This is a genomic window from Geobacillus sp. GHH01 (genome assembly GCF_000336445.1).
Taxonomy (GTDB): domain Bacteria; phylum Bacillota; class Bacilli; order Bacillales; family Anoxybacillaceae; genus Geobacillus; species Geobacillus zalihae.
Genome location: NC_020210.1, coordinates 1,174,604 through 1,198,279, shown reverse-complemented (window position 1 = coordinate 1,198,279; position 23,676 = coordinate 1,174,604). Strand labels below are relative to the sequence as shown.

General features: G+C 53.9%; 21 protein-coding genes and 1 pseudogene. All 22 read right to left on the bottom strand.

Features of this window, described 5'->3' with window-relative positions; all coding sequences use genetic code 11:
• Positions 1 to 2 precede the first annotated feature (2 nt).
• The 22 genes and pseudogenes from GHH_RS06065 to GHH_RS05960 all read right to left on the bottom strand — a co-directional run bounded on the left by GHH_RS06065 (position 3) and on the right by GHH_RS05960 (position 23,627).
• Complete coding sequence (locus tag GHH_RS06065; RefSeq protein WP_015374450.1) at positions 3 to 926, bottom strand: dipeptidase; 924 nt, start codon at positions 924 to 926, stop codon at positions 3 to 5.
• Positions 927 to 1,018: 92 nt separating this feature from the next.
• Complete coding sequence (gene spoVS / locus GHH_RS06060; protein ID WP_003251598.1) at positions 1,019 to 1,279, bottom strand: stage V sporulation protein SpoVS; 261 nt, start codon at positions 1,277 to 1,279, stop codon at positions 1,019 to 1,021.
• Between the two features lie 128 nt (positions 1,280 to 1,407).
• Positions 1,408 to 2,202: a TIGR00282 family metallophosphoesterase gene (locus tag GHH_RS06055; protein ID WP_011230798.1), complete on the bottom strand. Its 795-nt coding sequence runs from the start codon at positions 2,200 to 2,202 to the stop codon at positions 1,408 to 1,410.
• A 101-nt stretch (positions 2,203 to 2,303) separates the two neighbouring features.
• Positions 2,304 to 3,860, bottom strand: coding sequence for a ribonuclease Y (rny, locus tag GHH_RS06050; RefSeq protein ID WP_011230797.1), 1,557 nt, complete (start codon positions 3,858 to 3,860; stop codon positions 2,304 to 2,306).
• A 374-nt stretch (positions 3,861 to 4,234) separates the two neighbouring features.
• On the bottom strand, positions 4,235 to 5,050 hold the full coding sequence (gene recA / locus GHH_RS06045) for a recombinase RecA (protein ID WP_021322290.1): 816 nt from the start codon (positions 5,048 to 5,050) through the stop codon (positions 4,235 to 4,237).
• Between the two features lie 964 nt (positions 5,051 to 6,014).
• Positions 6,015 to 6,302: pseudogene (locus tag GHH_RS06040) on the bottom strand (DNA recombination/repair protein RecA); the annotation flags it as partial.
• Between the two features lie 177 nt (positions 6,303 to 6,479).
• Positions 6,480 to 7,724, bottom strand: coding sequence for a competence/damage-inducible protein A (locus GHH_RS06035; protein WP_015374449.1), 1,245 nt, complete (start codon positions 7,722 to 7,724; stop codon positions 6,480 to 6,482).
• Between the two features lie 26 nt (positions 7,725 to 7,750).
• The gene (gene pgsA / locus GHH_RS06030; protein ID WP_011230793.1) at positions 7,751 to 8,329 is read right to left on the bottom strand and encodes a CDP-diacylglycerol--glycerol-3-phosphate 3-phosphatidyltransferase; all 579 of its coding nucleotides are present in this window, start codon (positions 8,327 to 8,329) and stop codon (positions 7,751 to 7,753) included.
• 80 nt (positions 8,330 to 8,409) lie between these two features.
• The gene (locus tag GHH_RS06025; protein ID WP_015374448.1) at positions 8,410 to 9,303 is read right to left on the bottom strand and encodes a RodZ domain-containing protein; all 894 of its coding nucleotides are present in this window, start codon (positions 9,301 to 9,303) and stop codon (positions 8,410 to 8,412) included.
• A 27-nt stretch (positions 9,304 to 9,330) separates the two neighbouring features.
• Positions 9,331 to 10,122, bottom strand: coding sequence for a DUF3388 domain-containing protein (locus GHH_RS06020; RefSeq protein WP_015374447.1), 792 nt, complete (start codon positions 10,120 to 10,122; stop codon positions 9,331 to 9,333).
• Between the two features lie 131 nt (positions 10,123 to 10,253).
• On the bottom strand, positions 10,254 to 10,502 hold the full coding sequence (locus tag GHH_RS06015; protein ID WP_011230790.1) for a DUF3243 domain-containing protein: 249 nt from the start codon (positions 10,500 to 10,502) through the stop codon (positions 10,254 to 10,256).
• Between the two features lie 62 nt (positions 10,503 to 10,564).
• Positions 10,565 to 11,281: an elongation factor P 5-aminopentanone reductase gene (ymfI, locus tag GHH_RS06010; RefSeq protein ID WP_015374446.1), complete on the bottom strand. Its 717-nt coding sequence runs from the start codon at positions 11,279 to 11,281 to the stop codon at positions 10,565 to 10,567.
• 54 nt (positions 11,282 to 11,335) lie between these two features.
• Positions 11,336 to 12,625 (bottom strand): EF-P 5-aminopentanol modification-associated protein YfmH, encoded by a 1,290-nt coding sequence (gene yfmH, locus GHH_RS06005; protein WP_015374445.1) that lies wholly within the window; start codon positions 12,623 to 12,625, stop codon positions 11,336 to 11,338.
• On the bottom strand, positions 12,606 to 13,901 hold the full coding sequence (gene yfmF / locus GHH_RS06000; RefSeq protein WP_015374444.1) for an EF-P 5-aminopentanol modification-associated protein YfmF: 1,296 nt from the start codon (positions 13,899 to 13,901) through the stop codon (positions 12,606 to 12,608). Before yfmF ends, yfmH begins: the two co-directional genes overlap by 20 nt.
• A 153-nt stretch (positions 13,902 to 14,054) precedes the next feature.
• Entirely contained in the window at positions 14,055 to 15,014 is a 960-nt protein-coding gene (locus tag GHH_RS05995) for an ABC transporter permease (RefSeq protein ID WP_015374443.1), read from the bottom strand.
• Positions 15,015 to 16,061, bottom strand: coding sequence for an ABC transporter permease (locus GHH_RS05990; protein WP_015374442.1), 1,047 nt, complete (start codon positions 16,059 to 16,061; stop codon positions 15,015 to 15,017).
• Positions 16,061 to 17,587 carry an ABC transporter ATP-binding protein gene (locus tag GHH_RS05985; RefSeq protein WP_011230784.1) on the bottom strand — a complete coding sequence of 509 codons (1,527 nt, stop codon included), beginning with the start codon at positions 17,585 to 17,587 and terminating at the stop codon, positions 16,061 to 16,063. Before GHH_RS05985 ends, GHH_RS05990 begins: the two co-directional genes overlap by 1 nt.
• Positions 17,588 to 18,112: 525 nt before the next feature.
• On the bottom strand, positions 18,113 to 19,201 hold the full coding sequence (locus tag GHH_RS05980; RefSeq protein ID WP_015374441.1) for a BMP family protein: 1,089 nt from the start codon (positions 19,199 to 19,201) through the stop codon (positions 18,113 to 18,115).
• 83 nt (positions 19,202 to 19,284) lie between these two features.
• The gene (locus tag GHH_RS05975) at positions 19,285 to 20,016 is read right to left on the bottom strand and encodes a GntR family transcriptional regulator (RefSeq protein WP_011230782.1); all 732 of its coding nucleotides are present in this window, start codon (positions 20,014 to 20,016) and stop codon (positions 19,285 to 19,287) included.
• Positions 20,017 to 20,226: 210 nt separating this feature from the next.
• A complete protein-coding gene (locus tag GHH_RS05970) occupies positions 20,227 to 22,557 on the bottom strand; it encodes a DNA translocase FtsK (protein ID WP_015374440.1) in 2,331 nt (776 codons plus the stop codon).
• Positions 22,558 to 22,665: 108 nt separating this feature from the next.
• On the bottom strand, positions 22,666 to 22,890 hold the full coding sequence (locus tag GHH_RS05965) for a YlzJ-like family protein (protein WP_013145716.1): 225 nt from the start codon (positions 22,888 to 22,890) through the stop codon (positions 22,666 to 22,668).
• The gene (locus GHH_RS05960; RefSeq protein WP_015374439.1) at positions 22,887 to 23,627 is read right to left on the bottom strand and encodes a ClpP family protease; all 741 of its coding nucleotides are present in this window, start codon (positions 23,625 to 23,627) and stop codon (positions 22,887 to 22,889) included. Before GHH_RS05960 ends, GHH_RS05965 begins: the two co-directional genes overlap by 4 nt.
• Positions 23,628 to 23,676 lie beyond the last annotated feature (49 nt).

Here is a 23,676-nt window from a genome sequence, read left to right as displayed (position 1 = left end):
CGTCACTCCGGCAAATGGGCGTAGAAGTTGCCGAATAAAAAGCGGGATACTTGCTCGGTGGAGTAATGCTTGTACAACTCGTTGACAAGCCGCGCATATTCCCTTACCGTTCCAAGGCCGGCGACCGTCTCCGTGATGCCATCGAAGTCAGAACCAAACCCGACGTTGTTTTCCCCCCCGAGCGCGCATATATGGTCGAGATGGCGAAGCACATCAGCGATCATCGCCTCGTTTTTCTTCGCCGTCAAAAAATACGGAACGAAATTAATGCCGATCATGCCGTCTTTTTCGATCAACGCTTTAATCTGCTCGTCGGTTAAGTTGCGTGGATGCGGGCATAGACGATGCACGTTGGAATGGGAAGCGATGGGGAACCGAGCCATCTCGATGACATCCCAAAACGCTTTCTCCGATAAGTGGGACACATCGACCCATCGTTTTGCTTCATTAAGAAGCGCAACGACTTGCCGGCCAAACGCCGTCAGCCCGGCGCCGCGCTTCTCCCACGCTCCGTCAGCGACAGCGTTCGGGAAGTTCCATGTCAACCCTACGGAAGCGACGCCGAGGCGAAGGAGCGTCTTTAGCTTGACAAGGTTGGCGCCGATGGCGTCGCACCCTTCCAGCGTCAACATGGCGCCGACTTCCTCTTTTTTAAGGGCGGCGATATCCCGTCTCGTCCGCACGAACTTCACAGACGGAAACGCCTCGATCACATGGGTAAAGAAGATATCCACCATCTCCAGCGCAACAGTGAACCGGGCTTCCTCCGGCACCGTTTCCGGTATGTAGATGGCAAAGCATTGCACTTTCACCCCTGCTTCCGCCATCCCGGAAAGAGTGACGTGAAGCGAAGCTCCGTCGTAAAACGACAGAGACCGATCTTGCCATAACTTCATCAACACATCGCAATGGGCATCGAAGATCATTCCGTTCCCCCCTTGAAAAAGCAAAAATAACCTGCCTGCCTTCGCAGCCGAAGGCGCCAACAGGTTATAGCCGCCATTGTCTGATCATCCAGTTAACGAGGTTCGACAATCAATTTGATCGCTGTCCGCTCTTCTCCATCGATGATAATATCCGTAAACGCCGGAATGCAAATCAAGTCCATGCCGCTCGGTGCCACAAACCCTCGTGCGATCGCTACTGCTTTAACGGCTTGGTTCAATGCACCTGCGCCAATCGCTTGAATTTCCGCCGCGCCGCGCTCGCGCAGCACCCCGGCAAGTGCACCAGCTACAGAGTTCGGATTCGATTTTGCTGAAACTTTTAATATTTCCATTCCTAGCTCCTCCCTCGTTTCCTTGGAAAATGATTTCGGTAAAAGGTCTTCATTGTAACTATATTCACTGTTTCGACAACTATTCCTGCATGGGAGGAGGACATTTTAAAAAATTTTTAAAAGATGGACTATTCAAAATAAGGGTGGTCATCGTTAATGATCAACCGTTCAATGCGAAACGCCCGTCCGCTTTTTTCGTCGACATCAACAAAGACGGCATTCAATTGGCTTCGTCCTTCCTTGACGTCGAAACGAACTGGCAGGCCGGTTAAAAATTTGCGCAGCACCGCCTCTCGATCGACGCCTAAAATGCCGTCGTATGGACCGGTCATGCCAACGTCGGTAATGTACGCCGTCCCTCTTGGCAAAATGCGGTTATCGGCCGTCTGGACGTGTGTATGCGTGCCGATGACCGCGGATACGCGGCCGTCTAAGTACCAGCCCATCGCCTGTTTTTCACTCGTCGCCTCGGCATGGAAATCGACGATGATGACCGGCGTGCGCGCGGAGGCGGCGGCGATCAGCTCGTCCGCCTTTTGAAATGGGCAGTCAATCGCCGGCAAAAACGCTCGCCCTTGCAAATTGATGACCGCCGCTTCGCCATGCTCGGTCGGCACAAAGACGATGCCTTTTCCCGGCGTGCCGGGCGGGTAATTCGCCGGGCGGATCAGCGCCTTCGCCTGATCGATAAACTCAAAAATATCGCGTTTGTCCCATGCGTGATTGCCCAACGTGATCACATGAGCCCCCCAAGCGAGAAGCGCCCGGTAAATCGGTTCGGTGATTCCTTTCCCGCCGGCGGCGTTTTCGCCGTTGATCACAACAACGTCCGGCCGATGTTTTTCCTTCAGCCTTGGCAAATAGTGCTCCACCATTTTTTGCCCCGGCAAACCGACGACGTCGCCGATAAATAAAATTCTCATCCTTGATCCCTTTCTAAACGAAACATATCGCCTTGCATCTATCTCCGCATCGCTATACCCTCCTATTTTACGCACAAAAAAAGAAAGTGGCAATAGCCACTTTATTTCGCGTATTCGACCGCCCGCGTTTCGCGGATGACCGTCACTTTAATATGGCCCGGGTAATCGAGCTCTTCTTCGATTCGTTTGCGGATGTCACGCGCCAGCCGGTGCGCTTCCAAATCGTCGATCATATCTGGTTTGACCATAATGCGCACTTCACGTCCAGCTTGAATGGCGTACGATTTTTCCACGCCTTCGTACGATTCGGCGATTTCTTCAAGCTTCTCTAGACGACGGATATAGTTTTCCAGCGTTTCGCTGCGCGCTCCCGGCCGCGCCGCCGACAGCGCATCGGCCGCCGCGACGAGCACAGCGATGACCGACGTCGGTTCCGTATCGCCATGGTGGGAAGCGATGCTGTTGATGACGACCGGATGTTCTTTATACTTCGTCGCCAGCTCAACGCCGATTTCCACATGGCTTCCTTCCACTTCGTGGTCGATCGCTTTGCCAATGTCATGAAGCAAGCCGGCCCGGCGCGCCAGCATTTCGTCCTCCCCAAGCTCGGCCGCCATCAGTCCGGCTAAAAACGCCACTTCCACCGAATGTTTCAGCACGTTTTGTCCGTAGCTCGTTCGGAACTTGAGCCGCCCTAAAATTTTGATCAAATCCGGATGCAAGCCGTGAACACCGACTTCAAACGTCGTCTGTTCGCCGACTTCGCGGATATGCTCATCCACTTCGCGGCGCGCCTTTTCGACCATTTCCTCAATGCGCGCTGGATGGATGCGGCCATCTTGCACAAGCTTATCGAGCGCGATGCGCGCCGTCTCGCGGCGAATCGGGTCAAATCCGGACAAAATGACCGCTTCCGGCGTATCGTCGATGATCAAATCGATGCCGGTCAACGTCTCGAGCGTGCGGATGTTCCGCCCTTCGCGCCCGATGATCCGCCCTTTCATTTCGTCGTTTGGCAAATTGACGACGGAAACCGTCGTTTCGGCGACATGGTCGGCGGCGCAACGTTGGATGGCAAGCGACAAAATCGCCTTTGCCCGTTTGTCTGCCTCCTCTTTCGCCCGCGTTTCCGCCTCTTTGATCATCATCGCAATCTCATGCGACAGCTCTTTCTCAACGCGCTCTAAAATGAGCTGGCGGGCATCGTCGCGCGTCAGGCCGGAAATGCGTTCAAGTTCGGCTTGTTGTTGTTTGACGAGCGCTTCCACTTTGCTTTCCATTTGTTCAATATGCTGTTGTCTTTCGTTCAACGCTTCTTCCTTTGCCTCAAGCAACGCCTCACGTTTGTTGAGCGCTTCATCTTTGCGGTCGAGATTTTCCTCCTTTTGCATCAGGCGGTTTTCTTGTTTTTGGAGCTCGCTTCTCCGGTCGCGGATATCACGCTCCGCCTCCGTACGCAGTTTATGAATCTCGTCTTTCGCTTCGAGAAGCGCTTCTTTTTTCAAGGCGTCCGCCTCGCGTTTCGCCTCCTCAATCAGCTGTTCGGCAGCGGCTTTCGCCCCGCCGATTTTCGCTTCGGCAATCGATTTGCGAACAAAAAAGCCAACAACGGCACCAATGACTAAGGCAAGCAAAGCGGAGATGATGATCGAACCCATCGTTTCACCTCCTCTTGCTGTTCGGTTTCCTTTCGTTCTCTCTTCTCACCGCCATGACCGGCGCAGATGGACATTCCCGTTTTCAATCCATTAGCTCAGTCGCTTGGCATCACAATCGACCCGCGCAGCCTTCCGCACGAAGGCGGTCCGCCGCAGCGGGCGGGCGTATGGCCCTGCCGCGCGTATGGACAAATATACATGTTCATTGTAAAGGCGGCAATAGGAATTGTCAAGATATTACACCGACGCGCCTAGAGGATGACAACGGAACAAGACCGTTCCGCCCGCCGTCCTTTTTAGGCTTATCGCTCTCCTTGGCAGGCCGGACGGATGGAAAAAGGCGCCCCAGCCACTTGCCAGGACGCCTTGTGCCGTTATTCTTCAAGCAATCCGAACCCGTCTTGCTGCGGTTCGCTCGTTCCCTCTTCAACGTCGATGCCGTAATGCTGGCGGATGGCGCGGGCGATCTCATCGGCGATGTGCGGGTTTTCCTTCAAAAATTGCTTCGCGTTTTCCCGCCCTTGGCCAAGCCGCTCGTCTTTGTACGAATACCACGAACCGCTTTTTTGCACGATGTCCAATTCGGACGCCATGTCGAGAATTTCCCCTTCGCGGGAAATGCCTTCGCCGTACATAATGTCGACGTCAGCCGTTTTAAATGGCGGCGCAACTTTGTTTTTGACGACTTTAATTTTTGTCTTGTTGCCGACCATATCATTGCCTTGCTTAATTTGCTCGGCGCGGCGCACCTCTAGGCGGACGGAAGCGTAAAACTTGAGCGCCCGCCCGCCCGGCGTCGTTTCCGGATTGCCAAACATGACGCCGACTTTTTCGCGAATTTGGTTGATGAAGATGGCGATCGTTTTCGATTTGTTAATGGCGCCAGACAGCTTGCGAAGCGCCTGGGACATAAGCCGCGCTTGCAAGCCGACATGGGCGTCGCCCATCTCCCCTTCAATTTCCGCTTTCGGCACAAGCGCCGCCACCGAGTCGATGACGATAATATCGACCGCGCCGCTTCGCACGAGCGCTTCCGCGATTTCGAGCGCCTGCTCGCCCGTGTCAGGCTGGGAAAGCAGCAATTCATCGATATTGACCCCTAATTTTTGTGCATAGATGGGGTCGAGCGATAGCGATAGGTAATAGTCACCCTCGGCATTACCCGGAGGGGCTATTTTCCCCCGCTTCACACCGTGCGTGCGAGTTTCCCCGCACACGGCGTTCCATCGAGTACCCCGGTTACTAATCCGCTCTAGACTTTACTAGTGTACGCACTTTCTGTATTCCTCGAGTTTCCTTATTGTGTAATGGCGTACATCTTGTCTTGTAGGTCGCGGAATTCCTGCTCCGACCTAGGAATGATTAGTTCTTGAAACGTTTGGTTGATAGTATCAAATCCTTTCTAGCGGATTTGTACCATACACGTTTTTAGTCAGTTTTGCTCACCGAAACCCTTACGGATTTCCTCATGGCTTCCTAATCATTGTCTGGGTTAGTAACCTAGGGTACTCGACTATGCCCCTTCGCTCCGCAGGAGTTACCCTGCTTCATCACTACTACGGGCTGCTGCCCCACCCCTTCAGCAGTCATTTCCTCCTGCTTAGCGGCATCGGGATGCGCATCCCTTGGCATCCGCTGGGGTGGTTCACCTGTACCGCATCACCTATCCTTGCATGCTCCCTTAGGCTCCACCTCTGACCCGTCAGCCGCCTTTCTGCCCATGGTTGGAGGGCTCAAGGCAAAGATCCTCTACGGGATCAATCCAGACTCGGCAAACACGAATACCTCATCCAGGGCTGAACCTCACTTAGGAGGTGAGCGCCTTCTTTTTTCGGCGCCCCACGCCTTACGAGCCGTACTTCCGGTGGTTCGTTCCAACGCTATGCGTTCTCTAGCCATAGGAGCTTTATGGACCCCCGGCTACTTCGCTAACCGCTTCTCAGGTCTGCTTTTCGCCGTCCTCTCCGAGCTTCGTACAGCCATGTTGCGCACCATGACCGCACGTCGGGGTATTAGGGCGGGAATGCCAACCTTCATTCCCGTCTCGGATTTTCACCGAGCTCTCGGTGATGCAGTTAGGACCTACTCATGCTCAGTCCCGCTGACTTTTCGCACGGCGTTTCCGCCATACTTCAGTCAGCAACAGGTCGCACCGTGCTCTGCGTCGATGAAAGCTGCTTGCCCGCCCCGCTTTTGCACTTCCGCGATCGCGTGAAGGGCAACGGTCGTTTTCCCGGACGATTCCGGGCCGTAAATTTCCACAATCCGCCCGCGCGGATAGCCGCCGACGCCTAACGCGATGTCGAGCGCCAGCGAACCGCTCGGCACGACCGACACTTTGCGGTCGACTTGCTCGCCGAGCTTCATGATGGCCCCCTTGCCAAACTGTCGTTCAATTTGTTTTAATGCCTGCTCCAATGCAGCTTGACGATCTTGGTTCACTAACCTACTCCTCCTTATTCTAGGACTACTTATACTATACCGCGTTTTGCGGCCATTGCCAAGCAAAAAACGAACGTCCATTCGTTTTTTCGGTGGAGAAACTAGCAACAATCGCCATACTCATGCGGTGGAAAAAACGATGTGCGGTGGAGAATGGAGAAGGAAGGGGGCGGCCGATCAGCAGTCGGCCGCGAGCATCTCAAGCAGAAAAAAACAGCCGTATTTGGCGGTGCGGATGCGAATGGCATCACGCGTGCCGGACAGCGTCAGACGGTGGACAGTTGCATCGCGCCCGCGGACGGCGATGCCGATATACACGGTGCCGGGCGGGTGGCCCTCAAGCGGATCGGGTCCGGCGACGCCGGTGAAGCTGATGCCGATATCCGCATCGCACATCGCGCGGACGTTTTCAGCAAGCAAACGGGCGCACGGCTCGCTCACCGCCCCTTCTGCCTCAAGTAGCGTGCGCGGTATGCCAAGCACCTGTTCTTTGACGCCGTTTGTGTAGCAGACGACACCGCCCTGCACGACTTGAGACGCGCCGGGGATGGCGGTGAGCTGTTCGAGGAAAAGGCCGCCGGTCAAACTTTCGGCCGACGCGATCGTCCATCCTCTTTCTTTTAACCGCTCGAGCGTCTTTGTAAACAACGTTTCATCGTTATATCCGTAGCAGTGGCGGCCGACGCGCGCCAAAATGGCCGCTTCCACTTCGTCAAGAAGCCGCTTCGCCTCCGCCTCATCCTGATGCTTCGCTGTCAGACGAAGCGTCACTTCACCGTCGCCGGCCAGCGGCGCGATCGTCGGATTCGACTGGGCGTCGATCAAATCCGCAATCGCCGTCTCGAGCGCTGATTCACCGATGCCAAAAAAGCGGAGCACGCGCGACTCGATGCGCTCGGAAAGCGAAAACGTACGGCGCAAAAAGGCGTTTCCGTATTTTTTGAACATCGGCCGCATTTCTTTCGGCGGCCCGGGCAGCAACATGTACGTAATGCCGTCTGCCACAAGCGCCATCCCTGGCGCCATGCCGTGCTCGTTTTTCAGCACCGTCGATCCTTCCAAGACGAGCGCCTGCTTTTTATTGTTTTCTGTCATCGGCCGGTTTGTGCGGGCAAAATACGCCTCAATCGCTCGGAGCGCTTCCTCGTCGATCACGAGTCGGCGGCCAAGCAAACGGGCGATCGTCTCCTTCGTTAAATCGTCTTTCGTCGGGCCGAGACCGCCGGTGAAAATGATGAGGTTCGCTCTCGTTTGCGCCGTTTTCACCGCCTGTTCGAGGCGGCCGGCGTTGTCGCCGACGACGGTATGGAAATAGACGTTAATGCCAAGCATCGCCAGCTGCTGCGACAAAAACTGGGCGTTCGTATTGGCGATTTGCCCAAGCAACAGCTCGGAGCCAACGGCAATGATCTCCGCGTTCAACAGACTTTCTCCCCCTTTGCGGCCGGCTATTTCGAATGGGAAAACGCATGTCTGTTTTTCGCAAAATAATCCCAGCCAGACCAAATCGTGAAAATGACCGCCACCCACAGCGCCAATTCAGCGAACGGAAACGAAATGAGCGAGAAAGGGAAGTTATGTAACAATAAAGCGGAAATGGCGACAATTTGCGTCCATGTCTTGATTTTGCCAAGCATGTTGGCAGCGACGACTTCCCCCTCGCCGGCAAGCACGAGCCGCAAGCCGGTGACGGCAAACTCGCGGCTGATGATGACAATCACCATCCACGCCGGAACGGCCCCGAGCTCGACAAGCACGATCAGCGCCGCCGACACAAGCAATTTATCGGCAAGCGGATCTAAAAATTTTCCTAAATTCGTCACCAACCCGTATTTGCGGGCATAGTAGCCATCGATCCAGTCCGTCGCTGAGGCGATGATGAAAATGAGCGCGCCGGCAAGATGGGCCACCGGAAGCTCTGTCCCGCCGATTTGGATGCTTCCCCACCCGAACGGAACGAGCATCACGATCAAGAAAAACGGGATGAGCATAATGCGCGCTACCGTAATTTTATTCGGCAAGTTCACCACAAATACCTCCGCTCATTCAACATCGTTCAGTCCGTGCGAAAAGCAGGCGCCTTCCTGCGGAAAAGCGCCCTGTTCCATCATTTCTTCAACACGAAATGCAGCTTTTGGTATACTTCCTCTTTCGGGGCAAACGGATAGGCAAACGGCTGGCCGTTTACCTTCATGTCGACGTCCAGCGTACGCCCGATTTTCACCCATACTTCGCTTTCGGCCGACAGATCGAACGTTTTCGTCTGCCCGCTTGTCAAGTTTCCGCGGTAAAACGTATGGCCTTTCGTATTGTATACTTCGACCCATGACGTTCCTTTGGATGAAAGCTCGATGGAAAACGCGCCGGAGCTTTCGACTTCAATCGTCGCCGTGTTGCCGCGCTTTTCCGTCACATTCATCGCCGCAGCCGGCTGTTCTTCTTCGCCAGTCGGCGCTGGCTGTTCATTTTGCTGTCCGTTTTCATTCGTTGCCTTCTCGTCCGTTTCCTTCGCCGGCTGCTTTTGTTTCGCTTGCTCAAGCGGCGAATGTTTCGGCTTTTCGACCTCCGCTGTTTTTGGGCTTGTCTTTGTCGGCGGCTCATTTGCGGCGCCGTGCTGGAGCAGCACCCAAACGAGGACTGCCGCCCCGATGACGACCGCCGCGACAACCACTTTCGGCAGCCAATCGAGCCATTTCGTCCCCTCGGCAGACAGTTGCTGGTGCGTCTTCACGCGCGACAGCGTCTGCGGAATGTCATCTTGATAAGACTGGGGAATGTCCTGTTTATACTGTTCAAACAGCTCATCCGGATCAAGCCCGACCGCTTCAGCATATTGCCGGATGAAGGCACGCACATAAAAATTTCCAGGCATGATGGCATAGTTGCCTTCTTCGATGCCGATCAAATACCGCTTTTGAATTTTCGTCATCTCCTGCAGCTCGTCCAAACTCATCTTTTTTTCTTCCCGTGCTTCCCGCAAACGTTTTCCTAGTTCCGTCAACGGCCAACACCTTCCACTTTTTTTAAATTAAAACCCAAATTCGGAAAACCCGTCATCGCCCAACAATGACGGGCGGTCAATCGCTTCGTAGGAAATATCTTCGTCCGGTTCATGGCGCAGCTCAATCATATAATCAAAATCATCGAGCGTGTATTCCGTATGGCGAACAAACATGTCCGGATGCTCGACGACTTTCGTCGCCTCAAGGCGCATGAGCTCACGGATGAGCTGCCAGTGCTGCTCGTTCCCGCGGCGCGTTGAGACGATGCCGTCGATAATGAAAATGTTGTCCTCGCTATACTCATCTTCCATCAACTGCGTGCGAACCGTCTGTTTAATCAGCGTCGATGAAACAAACAGCCATCGTTTGTTGGCGCACACGCTGGCGGCGACGATCGATTCTGTCTTGCCGACGCGCGGCATCCCGCGGATGCCGATGAGCTTATGCCCTTTTTCTTTAAAAAGTTCCGCCATAAAATCGACAAGCAGTCCAAGTTCATCACGGACGAAGCGGAACGTTTTTTTGTCATCGGCATCGCGCTGGATATAACGGCCGTGGCGGACGGCGAGGCGGTCGAGCAGCTTCGGCTGGCGCAGCTTCGTCACCGTAATGTTGTCCATCGTCCGCAAGATCGTCGCCAACCGTTCAATTTGCTCGTTATTGTCGCACAAAAGCAACATGCCGCGGCGCGAATCCCGGACACCGTTGATCGTCACGATGTTAATGGACAACATACCGAGCAGCGAAGCAACGTCGCCGAGCAACCCCGGGCGGTTGACATGAATTTCATATTCCAAATACCATTCCTGCTTGCCCATCCCGTCTCCTCCCTTGCCGGTGTCCGCACGAACGCCTTATGCTAAGTTCATACTACTATAATTATAAATGGAAAAGCAACCGAAAAGGAGGAAGAAAAAAGAGAGGGAGGCCCCTCTCTTTTACCGGGTGATTATTTTTGTTGGACCAGCTTGACCATCATGTTGGCAAGGGCGTGCTGCTCTTTTTCATCCGCAACGCTCCAAAGATCAGCGAGCACCCGTTCTTCCGGGTTTTTCGGGTCGACGTGTTTCGCCAAATAATCCCCGATTTGGTAAGCGACATCTGTGATCACTTGCTGGGTCAATCCTTGCTGTTGCGCTTGTTCTAAACGTTCCGCCAAAAAGTCTTTCCATTGTTCAAAGTTATCCAGTACCGACATGTCAATCCCTCCTTGTTGAATGTTTCAAGGATAGTTTGCCTGCCGAACCGGAAAATATACGTTCAACAATACCAGCCGCCGTTGACGGAAATGACTTGGCCGGTGATATACGAAGCGCCATCAGACAGCAAAAACGCCACCGTTTCCGCCACCTCATCCGGGGTGCCGAGCCGGCCGGCTGGAATTTCGTCAGTGAGCGCTTCCAGCTCCTCAGGACGAAACACCCGCAGCATATCGGTATCAATCGCCCCCGGTGCAACAGCGTTGACGCGAATGCCGCTTGGGGCAAGCTCCTTGGCCAGCGCCTTGGCAAACGCGTTCTGCCCTCCCTTTGTCATCGAGTACACCGCCTCGCATGAAGCGCCGCACAATCCCCAAATCGAGGAAATGAACACAATATGACCGCGCTTTCTCGCCACCATTGATGGGATCAGCCTTTTGATGAGCAACACCGGGCTTGTCATGTGAAGCCGCACCATCCGCTCGATTAATTCATCGTTCATGTCGGTCAACAATCCGTAATAGCTTGCACCGCTGTTGTAAACGATGGCATCAACCGGGCGATCGATTTGCGAAACGAGCTTTTCCACCCCATCCGGTGCCGACAAATCGGCCTCAATCGGCACAATATGCACATCGTTAAGCTCTTCTTTCAGCGCTTCAACAGGCGCCCGTCGCCGATAGTAATGGAGAAAAAGTCCGTACCCCTCCCGAGCGAGCACACGGGCGATGCTTTGTCCGATGCCTCCAGAGGCTCCCGTAATCAAGGCGTAGCGCATGAAACCATCCTCTCCTTTTTGCCGCAAAAAAGCATCCTTCTCAGGAAGGATGCCTTATTGCCCTTTTGGAACGACTTCGCAAACCGCGATTTGCGAATCGCGGAAGCAAGAAGAGGCAACCGCCGAGATATCGTCCATGGCAAGGGATGAAAGCGCCGGCAAAATGTCAAACAAGTTGGATCCGTAAAACGCGTAGCGCGTAAACTGGTTGGCGATGTATTCCGGCGAGTTGAGCGCGCGCAAAAAGGCGCCGATTTTTTTCTTTTTCACCCGTTCAAACTCTTCCTTTTTGACTGCTTCCGACGAAAACGACAGCAGCACCGTTTGAATTTCCGAAGCGAGCCGTTCAGCGTCCCTTGTATCGCCGCCGATCAACGCGAAGCCGAACCCGCGCTCTTCTGTATAATCGTACATAAATGTATCATCGATCAATCCTTCGCGGTACAGCCGTTCATAATGCGGCGAGCTTTTTCCAAACAAATAGTCCAATGCGACGTGGAAGGCAAGCTCATGCCGAAGTTTTTGTTCGCCGGCTTCAGGAACGGACGGCGCTTTGATGCCGACAAAGCACTTGTTCGTCTGCACATGCATCGGAATCACTTTTTTCTTTTCCGCTACTGCGCTCGGTTCTTCATACGCAAATCGCTTCACTTCCGGAGCTTGCGGGAACGACTTTTTCGCCTGGTTGTCGCGGATTTGCTGCATGATTTTTTGTTCATCGACCGGGCCGACGACAAACAAAAGCATGTTGCTCGGGTGGTAAAACGTTTCGTAGCACTCATACAGCAACTCTTTCGTAATTTGGGCGATCGATTCAACTGTGCCGGCGATGTCGATTTTGACCGGATGGTTGTGATACATGCTTTCGATGGCGCCGAAATAGACGCGCCAGTCTGGGTTATCGTCGTACATCCGGATTTCCTGGCCGATGATCCCTTTTTCTTTTTCCACTGTCTTGTCGGAAAAGTACGGGCTTTGCACAAAATCGATCAACGTTTCCAAGTTTTTCTCGACGTTGTCGGTGCTTGAGAACAAATAGGCGGTGCGGGTGAACGTCGTAAAGGCGTTCGCCGAGGCGCCTTGTTTGCTGAACTGCTGAAACACGTCGCCGTCTTCTTTTTCAAACAGCTTATGCTCCAAAAAATGGGCGATGCCGTCCGGAACGCGCTTCATCTCCGTTTTACCGAGCGGGACGAACTGGTTGTCGACCGAACCGTAGTTCGTGGTGAATGTCGCATACGTTTTGTTGAATCCTTTTTTCGGCAAAATGTACACGTCAAGGCCGTTGTCCATTTTTTCATAAAACAGCTCTTCGTGCAGCGTCTCATACACCCGTTTTTCCATCTTCCGTCGCCTCCATTCCGGTCAAAAAGTACACCGTATCAAGCTTCACCTTGTCAGCGACGCGCACCACATCCTCGCGTGTCACTTGATCGGTGCCGGCCATCCATTCATCGATCGGGCGCTTTCGCGTTGAGACGACGTTATGGTACAACACCTCCACAAGCCCGCGCGGCGTATCGAGCGTCTCAAGCAGCTGGTTGCGGATGACCGCTTTCGTCTGCGCCATTTCTTCATCTGTGAAATCGCCGTTTTTCATCGCCTGCATTTGCTCATCGATGATGCGGCGCGCCTTCTCATAGTTGGCCGGTTCAATGCCGGACATGACCATCAAAAGCCCTTTATGGCTCTCAAGCCTTGAGGCGGCATAATAGGCAAGGCTTGCCTTCTCGCGGACGTTGATGAACAGCTTCGAATGGGAAAAACCGCCAAAAATGCCGTTAAACATTTGCAAGGCGTAATAATCGTCATCTTCATACGTCACATTTGTCCGATAGCCGATGTTGAGCTTTCCTTGCTTCACGTCTTGCCGCTCGATGACTTCGCGAACTTCCCCTTGCGGCTTGACAGAAACCGACGATGCGCGCTCCCGCTTTGGACGATCCGGCAGAGAAAAACGCTGCTTCACCGCATTGAGCACCGCCTCTTCAGCCACGTCGCCAATGACATATAGATCCAGCTCATCCTCGGCCAGCGCTCGTTCATAATAGCGATACAGCCCTTCCGCCGTGATGCCGTCCACGTCTTCAAGCTCGCCGTTTGGAGAGAGGGCGTACGGTTCGCCTTTGCACATTTCTTCTACAAGGCGCATGTTCGCATAGCGCATTTTGTCATCATACACCGCCTGAATGCGTTGACGGAGCGCCCGCTTTTCCTGCTCAACAATGTCAGTGACAAACCGGCCGCCATCAAGCGCCGGGCGGAACAGAAGATCGGCCAAGAACTGAAACGCTTTCGCAAGAAGCGGCGTTTGCTCCGGCAAAAATCGTTCATTGGCGACATCGATGCGAATCGTCATGATATGATGTTCGCCTTTTTTCGTTAAATCGACGTTCAGCGTCGCCCCATACAGTTCATCCAAATAGGTGCGCAGCGCCTTAACGCTCGGATAGTCGGCCGTGCCGCTTTGCAAGACGTATGGCAAAAGCGCGCGCAGCGTGACCGTCTCTTTAGCAAGAGGGGCCTTCATTTTCCAAACGATCGTGTTCGTTTTGTACTTATCGGTCGAAATCGTATGGACGCGAACCGGTCCGACCGCTGTGACTTTTTCGTCGACCAATCCAACTCCTCCTTACTTTTTCTCTTTGCAGATATGCACTATCTTTCATTTATTGTAAAGCGTCTTATCAACAATATACCTTTTGCCAATGGAAAAATGCAAATCATTCCATTCAGCAAAAACGGCCGTCCGTTTTTCGGACAGCCGCTTTCATCACCGTTTTCCTTTGATGTATGGCGTGCCAGCCGCTTTCGGCGCCTCAGCGCGGCCGATGAAGCCCGCCAGCGCCAAAATCGTGAGTGCATACGGGGCGATGAGCAAGTAAACGGTCGGGACGTTTTTCAAGAACGGAATCGTTTGCCCGACGATGCTTAAGCTTTGCGCCAACCCGAAAAAGAGCGCCGCTCCCATCGCGCCGATCGGATGCCACTTGCCGAAAATCATCGCCGCAAGCGCCATAAATCCGTGCCCGGAAATCGTCGCATGGCTGAAATCGCGGGAAATGATCGTCGCGTATACCGCACCGCCCAAGCCGCCGAGCGCGCCGCTGATCATGACGGCGATGTAGCGCATTTTGGCGACATGAATCCCCATCGTATCCGCCGCCATCGGATGTTCGCCGACGGCGCGCAGCCGCAAGCCAAACGGCGTTTTGTAAATGACATACCATGATACAAACGCCAGCGCAATGGCGATATACGACGGCGCGTACGCGTTGGAAAACAACAGCGGCCCGATGACGGGAATGTCGCTTAACACTGGCACGTCAATTTTGTCAAACCCAACTTGAATTTGGTCCGTCTGCCCCTTGCCGTACATTTTCTTCACTAAAAACAGCGACAGGCCAAGCGCCAAAAAGTTGATCGCCACCCCGCTGACGACTTGGTCGGCGCGAAAGGTGACCGACGCGACAGCGTGCAGCAGGGAAAATACAGCGCCGACCACCATGGCAGCCAATAAGGCAAGCCACGGCGTCCATTCGCCAAACCGATCGGCAAACGTCAAATTAAAGACGATGCCGACAAACGCGCCGATGGTCATCAATCCTTCAAGCCCGATGTTGACGACGCCGGACCGTTCGCTGAACACGCCGCCAAGCGCCGTGAAAATGAGGGGAGCCGCAAAGAAAATCGCTGTCGGGATAATCGTCTGCAACACGTCATACACGCTCACTTACTCCGCCCCCTTTTGCCAGCGAGATAACAGCCAGCGAATCATATAGCTCGATGCCACAAAGAAAATAATGAGCGCGATAATAATGTCAACGAGTTCGGTCGGCACGCCGGCGCTTGACGGCATTTCCAACGCCCCGACTTTTAAGGCGCCAAACAACAAGGCGGAGAGCAAAATGCCAAACGCGTTGTTGCCGCCGATCAGGGCGACGGCGATGCCGTCAAACCCGAGGCCGGTAAAGCCGGCTTTCGTCGAGATGTTTCCAAATGTGCCAAGCCCCTCCATCGCCCCGGCGACGCCGGCAAAAGCGCCGGAGATGACCATCGCTAAAATGATGTTGGCGCGCACGTTCATGCCGGCATACTGGGAGGCATGCTGGTTGAACCCGACCGCCCGCAGCTCAAACCCTTTCGTCGTCCGCTCAAGCAAAAACCACATGACAAATGCGGCGGCGACAGCGATGAAAATGCCGTAATGCATGGTGGAATGATACGTAATGGCATCAAAAAAGTCGGAGTGAAGCGATGCGCTTTCTTTCACCGGCTTTGATTTAAATCCCTCATCGGACAAAACGGAACGGATGATGGCGTTCGTTACATGCAAAGCAATATAGTTCATCATAATCGTAATAATGACTTCATGCACTTTTAAATACGCCTTTAGCACGCCCGGGATCAGCCCCCAAAGCGCTCCGGCGAGGGCGGCCGCCAAAATGGCGAGCGGCAAATGGATGATTTTCGGCAAGTCGAACGACACGCCGACCCAGACGGACGCCAGCCAGCCGACGATCAGCTGCCCTTCAACCCCGATGTTAAACAAGCCGGTGCGAAAAGCAAACGCCACCGCCAACCCGGTTAAAATGTACGGCGTCGTCTGGCGGATCGTTTCGCCGATATAGTACGTATCGCCAAACGCCCCGTACACGAGAGCGTAAAACCCAGCGATCGGGTTGTAGCCGCTTGCAAGCATCACGATCGAACCGGCGATCATGCCAAGAAGAACGGCCAACAATGGTATCAAAAATTGCTGGAGACGATTCGACTTCATCACGACACACCTGCTTCCTTCCGTTTGCTTCCAGCCATCAACAGCCCGAGCTCCTGTTCGGTTGTTTCTTTCGGATCAACGATGGCGACGATGTTTCCTTCATAAATGACAGCGATCCGGTCGCTGACGTTCATCACTTCGTCAAGCTCAAACGAGACGAGCAGCACCGCTTTCCCGCGGTCTCGCTGTTCAATGAGCCGCTTATGAATAAATTCGATCGCTCCAACATCAAGCCCCCTCGTCGGCTGGGCGGCGATCAACAAGTCCGGGTCGCGGTCGACTTCACGGCCGATGATCGCTTTTTGCTGGTTTCCGCCCGATAGCGCCCGCGCCTTCGTATATTCATCCGGCGTGCGCACGTCAAATTCGCGGATGAGCTGGCGCGCTTTTTCGTAAATGGCTTGAAAATTCAACAGACCCCGTTTCGAGTACGGCGGCTGATAGTACGTTTGCAGCACCATGTTTTCGCCGATCGGAAAGTCAAGGACAAGCCCGTGCTTATGCCGATCTTGCGGAATATGGCCGACGCCGGCTTCGATGATTTTGCGCGGCGGCAAATTCGTAATGTCTCGGCCGTTGAGGCGGATTGTCCCTGATTCAGCTTTGATCAAGCCGGTTATGGCTTCAATGAGCTCGGTCTGGCCGTTGCCGTCGACTCCAGCAATGCCGACGATCTCGCCGGCGTGCACCGTCAAGTTCAAACCGTTGACCGCTTTGATCCCGCGCGCGTCCTTGACGACTAAGTCTTTAATTTCCAACACCGGTTTTCCCGGCTCAGCCGGTTTCTTAGCGGTCGTAAACTGCACCTCGCGGCCGACCATGAGCGCCGCCAGTTCGTTCGGATTCGTCTCCGCCACATTGAGCGTCGCAATTCCTTTGCCGCGGCGGATGACGGTGACGCGGTCGCACACTTCCATAATTTCTTTAAGTTTGTGTGTAATTAAAATGATGGATTTTCCTTCGCGGACGAGCGTGCGCATAATTTGCATGAGCTCGCGAATTTCCTGCGGCGTCAACACCGCTGTCGGTTCGTCAAAAATCAAAATATCGGCGCCGCGGTAAAGCGTCTTTAAAATTTCCACGCGCTGCTGCATGCCGACGGAAATGTCGGCGATCTTCGCTGTCGGATCGACCGCGAGTCCATATCGTTCCGACAATTCGCGCACTTCCCGCTCCGCCCGCTTCATATCGATCGTTCCGGCCCGCGTCGGCTCGCTGCCTAAGATGATGTTTTCCGTCACGGTGAACGTATCGACGAGCATAAAGTGCTGATGCACCATGCCGATGCCAAGATCATTGGCGACGTTCGGGTCGGTGATGCGCACCGGCTTTCCTTTCACGCGGATTTCGCCGCCGTCCGGCTGGTATAAACCGAACAGCACGTTCATGAGCGTCGATTTGCCGGCCCCGTTTTCGCCAAGCAGAGCGTGTATCTCCCCCTTTTTCACTTGCAGCGTAATGTTGTCATTGGCGACAAACGTGCCAAACACCTTGCGGATATTGAGCATTTCAATCACGTATTCCAAGCCATTCACTCCTTACTCAAGCAAGGTCAAAATCACAAAATGAAAGGCGACAGCGAAACAGCCGCCCTTCATCCTATTTCGCGCAGGAGACTCCCACTTCAACGACCAAAGGGAGTAAGTGGGAGAGGAATGCGCGTTCCCCCTTTCTTTTGTGTATGATCGAATAAAGGCGTGGAGAAAACTGTTCAATAAAGGCACTCCCATAACGGCTGCTCGATGGATGGAGTTGGTTGCAGGAAACGCTGCAACCGTCAAACATCGAGCGTAGGTCCGTCTGTTGTGTGTGGAAGCCAAGTACTGCCAACAGACACACCGAGAGAATCGGTAACGATGCAGGCATGACCTGCGTCGTTGGGTAGTCGTCAACCTGCCCCCTGATGCAACCCCAAGTCAAGGAAGGAGGACGAAGTCCGTTTGCACTTCTGGGGAGTTGCAAGCCCCCACTTCAAGCGTTCGCGAAGTGGGGGTAGTTGACGATTTTGAAGAAGGCTAGCGGCTCGCGCTAGCCTTCTTCGCCGTTATTCGTCACTTGATCGTCGCAGCGAATTGCTCGTACTCTTTCCGGTTTGTCGGAACTTTCACTTCGCCTTTGATGATTTTTTGCTTCCATTCGTCAACAGTTTTTAACACGTTCTCCGGAATGTTGTCTTGCGTCGGGGCAATGCCAACCCCATTTTCCGGCAACCCGTACTCAATCGTTTTGCCGCCCGGGAAGTCGCCCTCTTTCGCCCGTTTCGCCGTGTCATAGACAGCGACGTCGACGCGCTTCACCATCGAAGTGAGCGTTACGTTGTACGTTTTGCCGCCGACTTTCACTTCTCCCTCCGGCGCTTGGTCTTTGTCAACACCGATGACCCAAATTTCGCGGTTCGGATCTTTCTTCTTCAAATCTTTCGCTTCCGAGAAGACGCCGCTCCCAGTCGCTCCAGCTGCATGGTAGATGATGTCGATGCCAGACGCGTACATGCTCGAGGCGATCGCTTTCCCTTTATCCGCTTGGTCGAACGCCCCGGCGTATTGCACTTCCACAGTCGCCTTCGGATTGACCGCTTTCACGCCAGCGCGGAATCCGCTTTCGAATTTTTCGATCAACGGAATCTCCATCCCACCGACAAAGCCGATTTTATTCGTTTTCGTCATTAGCCCGGCGACAACACCGACAAGGAACGAGCCTTCATGCTCCTTGAACGTGATGCTGGCGACATTTGGCTCGTCAACAACCGTGTCGACGATGGCGAAATGTTTTTTCGGGTTTTGCTTCGCGACTTCTTTCACCGCGTCGCCCATCAAATACCCGATGCCGAAAATCAAGTCAAAGTCGCTGCGCACAAGCTTGTTTAAGTTCGTGGCATAGTCAGCGTCGCTCGATGACTGCAAGTAGTCGTAGCCGCCGCGGCCTTTTTCAAGCCCGTTGTCTTTGCCGAACTTTTGCAGCCCTTCCCAAGCCGACTGGTTGAACGATTTGTCGTCAATGCCGCCGACGTCGGTGACCATGGCGACGCTGAACGTGTCTTTTCCGCCCCCGGCATTATTTCCCCCTTGACCGCCACAAGCGGCAAGCAGCGTGCTGGCGGCGAACAAAGTGGACAAAAGCAATCCCATTCGCTTTTTCATCCATCACTACCCCCTGCTTTGAAAATTGGTTCCTTTATTTAGTATGAAACTTCCGGCTTCTTTCTTGTACCCTTTTCACCCCCTTAAAAGCTGAACCGCTTCCGCATGACATGGAAGCTGAACTTGTCGGAGCGGAAGTAGTTGACGGAATAAAAAATCGGCTCATCGTTTTTATCGAAATGCATTTGCTTGAGCACAAGCAGCGCCGTTTCCGGGTCGCATTGCAAAATCGGCGACACTTTTTCATGATAGCCGAGCGGCACGATGCGCGCGACCGCATAGGCGATGTCGCGATGCGTTTGGTTGTGCAAGTTTTCAAACAACGACTCTTGCTCATAAGAGATCCCTTTGGGCAAATATTTGCATAAAATTTTATCCAAGCAATAAACGACCGGCTCTCCATCAGCGGTGCGCACCCGCTCGATGAGCAGCAAATTCTCGTCCGGCCGGCATTGGAAACGGCGCATATCGTCTTCCGTCGGCTGTTGGATGGAGGAAGACAAAAAAATCGTTCCTGGCTTGCGCCCCGCTTGACGAATCATATCCGTGACGCTTGAGAGCTGCTCGATGCCGGACGTAAACAGCGGACGGGCGTTGACAAACGTTCCGACGCCGTGGCGGCGGATGATAATGTTTTCTTCTTCAAGCACCCTGAGCGCTTCCCTCAATGTCGCCCGGCTGACGCCAAGCTGTTTGGCGAGTTCAAACTCGGACGGCAGTTTTTGCTTTTCTTTGTACACTCCCGTTTCAATATCGCGCTTGATGCGATCAATCACTTGCAAGTAAAGGTGGCGGCTGTCTGATTTGATTGACATGACAACGTCCTCCGTGTTACGCATTTGCGTTAAGATCAGACCTCTGACATTAGACATATAACCTTTTTGAGATTACTATATCATTTTTTACTGGGCAAATAAATAGGTGATATCAAATTTTGTCGAAGAAAAAGAAATAGGATTAGCAACGCTTCCAATAAGATGTATGATTGAGCGGGCAGGCTTTTTTCGCCCGCCCTTTTTTTTCATTTATGATGTCTTTTTTAAATCTTCCTTCGACCAAAGAACAGCGCGCGGCTTGCTTCCTTCATACGGGCCGACGACGCCGCGCTCCTCCATGGCATCAATGAGCCGAGCGGCGCGATTGTAACCGATGCGGAAGCGGCGTTGCAGCATCGAGACGGAGGCGCTTTGCATTTCAACGACAAGACGGACCGCCTCATCGTACAACTCGTCTTCAAGGGCTGAGGAAGAGGGTTCGCTGTCTTCGACGAACATCTCCTCATAATATTGCGCCTGCTGCTGTCCGATGACAAACCGAACGACGTCTTCCACCTCTTGGTCGGAGACAAACGCCCCTTGGACGCGCACTGGTTTTGAGGCCCCCATCGGCAAAAACAGCATATCGCCGCGGCCGAGCAGTTTTTCCGCCCCGCCCATATCCAAAATGGTGCGCGAGTCGATTTGCGATGATACACTGAAGGCGATGCGCGACGGAATGTTCGCTTTGATGACGCCGGTGATGACGTCCACCGACGGGCGCTGGGTGGCGATGATCAAATGGATGCCAGCGGCGCGCGCCATTTGCGCCAAACGGGTGATCGCCTCTTCCACATCCGAGGAAGCCACCATCATCAAGTCGGCCAATTCGTCGATGATCACGACGATGTATGGCAAAAGCGGCTGCTGTTCCGACGCCGTTTCGTTATGGTGGCGGATATGCTCGTTATATCCTTCAATGTTGCGCGTGCCGGTATGCGAGAACAGCTCGTAGCGCCGCTCCATTTCTTGGACGACTTTTTTCAGCGCCTGGGCCGCTTTTTTCGCGTCGGTGACGACCGGTGTCAACAAATGAGGAACACCGTTGTACACACTTAACTCCACCATTTTCGGATCGATCATCATCAGCTTCACCTCATGCGGCTTCGTGCGCATGAGCAGGCTGACGATAATGCCGTTGATGCAGACGCTTTTGCCGCTGCCGGTCGCGCCGGCGATCAACAAATGCGGCATTTTGTTTAGTTCTGCAGCGACGACTTCACCGGAGATGTCGCGCCCAAGCGGAATCAAAAGCTTCGCCTTGTCCCGTGTATGCTCAATGGCTTCCAGCACTTCGCGCAGCGAAACAGTGGCGATCTCTTCATTTGGCACTTCGATGCCGATCGCGGACTTGCCGGGGATCGGTGCTTCAATGCGGATGTCTTTCGCCGCCAAAGCGAGCGCCAAATCGTCGCTTAAGCTGACAATTTTGCTCACTTTCACCCCGACGTCCGGATACACTTCATATTTCGTCACCGCCGGACCGAGGTGCACTTGCGTCACTTTCGCCTTGACGCCGAAGCTTTGGAACGTTTTCTCCAGTTTTCGCGCGTTGGCGTAAATGTTCGCATGATCGGCCGATTGCCCGGCCGGCTTCGGCAGGCGAAGCAAATCAAGCGGCGGCAGGTCGTAATTGGTGTTTTCATGCTCGGAAAACGCAAGCGGCGGCGCCGGTTTGTCCTCCTCCCCCCCACTGTCGCCTTCCACCAGTGGATTCTTCTCTTCTTCCGGCTCAGCGGCCGACCGGACTGCGGCAAAATCGGAAATGATCGGCGGCGGGGAAAGCAATTCCTCATCCGGCTCGACGCTGCTTGCTTCAGCCGGCTCGTCTTCCCGCTTTGCGGCCGCCCGCCGCGAGCGTCGGCTTCGGCCGCCGCTTTCCTTGCGCTTCCTCCCCGCCCGCCATTGCTTGATATCTTCGACAAACGCCAACCATTCTTTTCGCACAAACGCTGCGGCAAAAGCAACCCATTTGCCGGCCGTCTCGCGCAGCGATTTCCCGGTCAGCACGACAAAGCCGACGATGAACAGAAGGAAACAAATCCATTTCGTCCCGGGCGAATCGAACAGCTGGTAGCTGGCGGCAAATAACAGGGCGCCGACCATTCCGCCCCCTAAATCCACATCGGCCGCCTTGCCGCTTGCTTCGTTCCAAAACAGCCCCCACGTCGTCCGAATGATGCTCGGATCAAGCTCGCCGCGCCGCGACATGAGTTCAAACAGCTTGTCATGGCTCAAAAGCAGAAGCGCCGCGGCGATGGACGAAGCGCCGACAAACGGGCGGCCCGTCCATGACGGCCACTCCCGCCGCCACATGACGATGAGCGATAATAGGAAAAGTCCGCCTACTAATAGCATGTACCATTCGCCGAAAAAAAAGCGGCCCACAAGCACGAGCGTCTCCCCGACAAGCCCGAGGCGGGCCATCGCAACGACAGCGACCGCGAGCAAGCCAAGTCCGATCAATTCAAAGCGGATGGTTTCCGTCCATGGCTGTGTTTTTGACGGTTTCCCTTTTCTTCTTCGCTTTCGTTTCGCCATGATCGTTCACTCCAGCATGAATGAATTGGCAAGCCGGAAAAAAGCAGCCAACAATGGCTGCTTTTTTCCGTTTGTTTACTATTATATCATGAACGGCTGAACAATTCATTACGATGTTGCCAGAGAAGCCGGAAATCGCGCCCCAGGCGCATATTTGGCGTTTAAAAAATGGAACGGATTCGTGCTTAAGTTTTGTACGATTTCATATTCTCCCGTTTCGACAGATTGGACGAGAAACGGAATGCCATCGTAATACACCATTTTCCGCTTCTCATAAACAGCGGCATCGACCGGAAAAATCAAATGTTCGGGCATGATCGTATACAAAATCATTGGATCATCTTCCCTTCCCCGTTTTTCCTCATCGCGATCAGCTCGCGCAGCTTCGCCATCGCTTGGGACACGCCCCCGACTTCATCGATGAGCCCGTACCGAACGGCGTCAGGCCCAACGACGTTCGTGCCGATGTCGCGCGTCAAATTGCCTTTGGAAAACATGAGCTCTTTAAACTTTTCCTCGCTGATCTTCGAATGTTTCGTCACGAAGCGGACGACGCGCTCCTGCATTTTATCCAAGTACTCAAACGTCTGCGGCACGCCGATGACAAGCCCCGTCAAACGGATCGGATGAATCGTCATCGTCGCCGTCTCGGTGATGAACGAATAGTTGCACGACACAGCGATCGGCACGCCGATCGAATGGCCGCCGCCAAGCACAACGGAAACAGTCGGTTTCGAGAGCGAGGCGAGCATTTCGGCAATGGCGAGCCCTGCTTCCACATCGCCGCCGACCGTATTTAAAATGACGAGTAGCCCTTCAATTTTCGGGTTTTGCTCGATGGCCACAATCTGTGGAATGACGTGCTCGTATTTCGTCGCCTTATTTTGCGGAGGCAGCTGAATATGCCCTTCAATCTGTCCGACGATCGTCAAACAATGAATGTTCGTATCGGGATCCATTTGCGGGACGTTCGTCTGCCCAAGCTGGGTGATGGCCGCAGTCGCTTCCTCGGCCTTTGTTTCCGGCTGTTCGCCCTCGGTTTCCGCTTGAAAATAACGTTCCTTCTCCATCCATTTCGTCTCCTTTCTTGTCGATCATACGCTTAGTATGGCCGAAAGA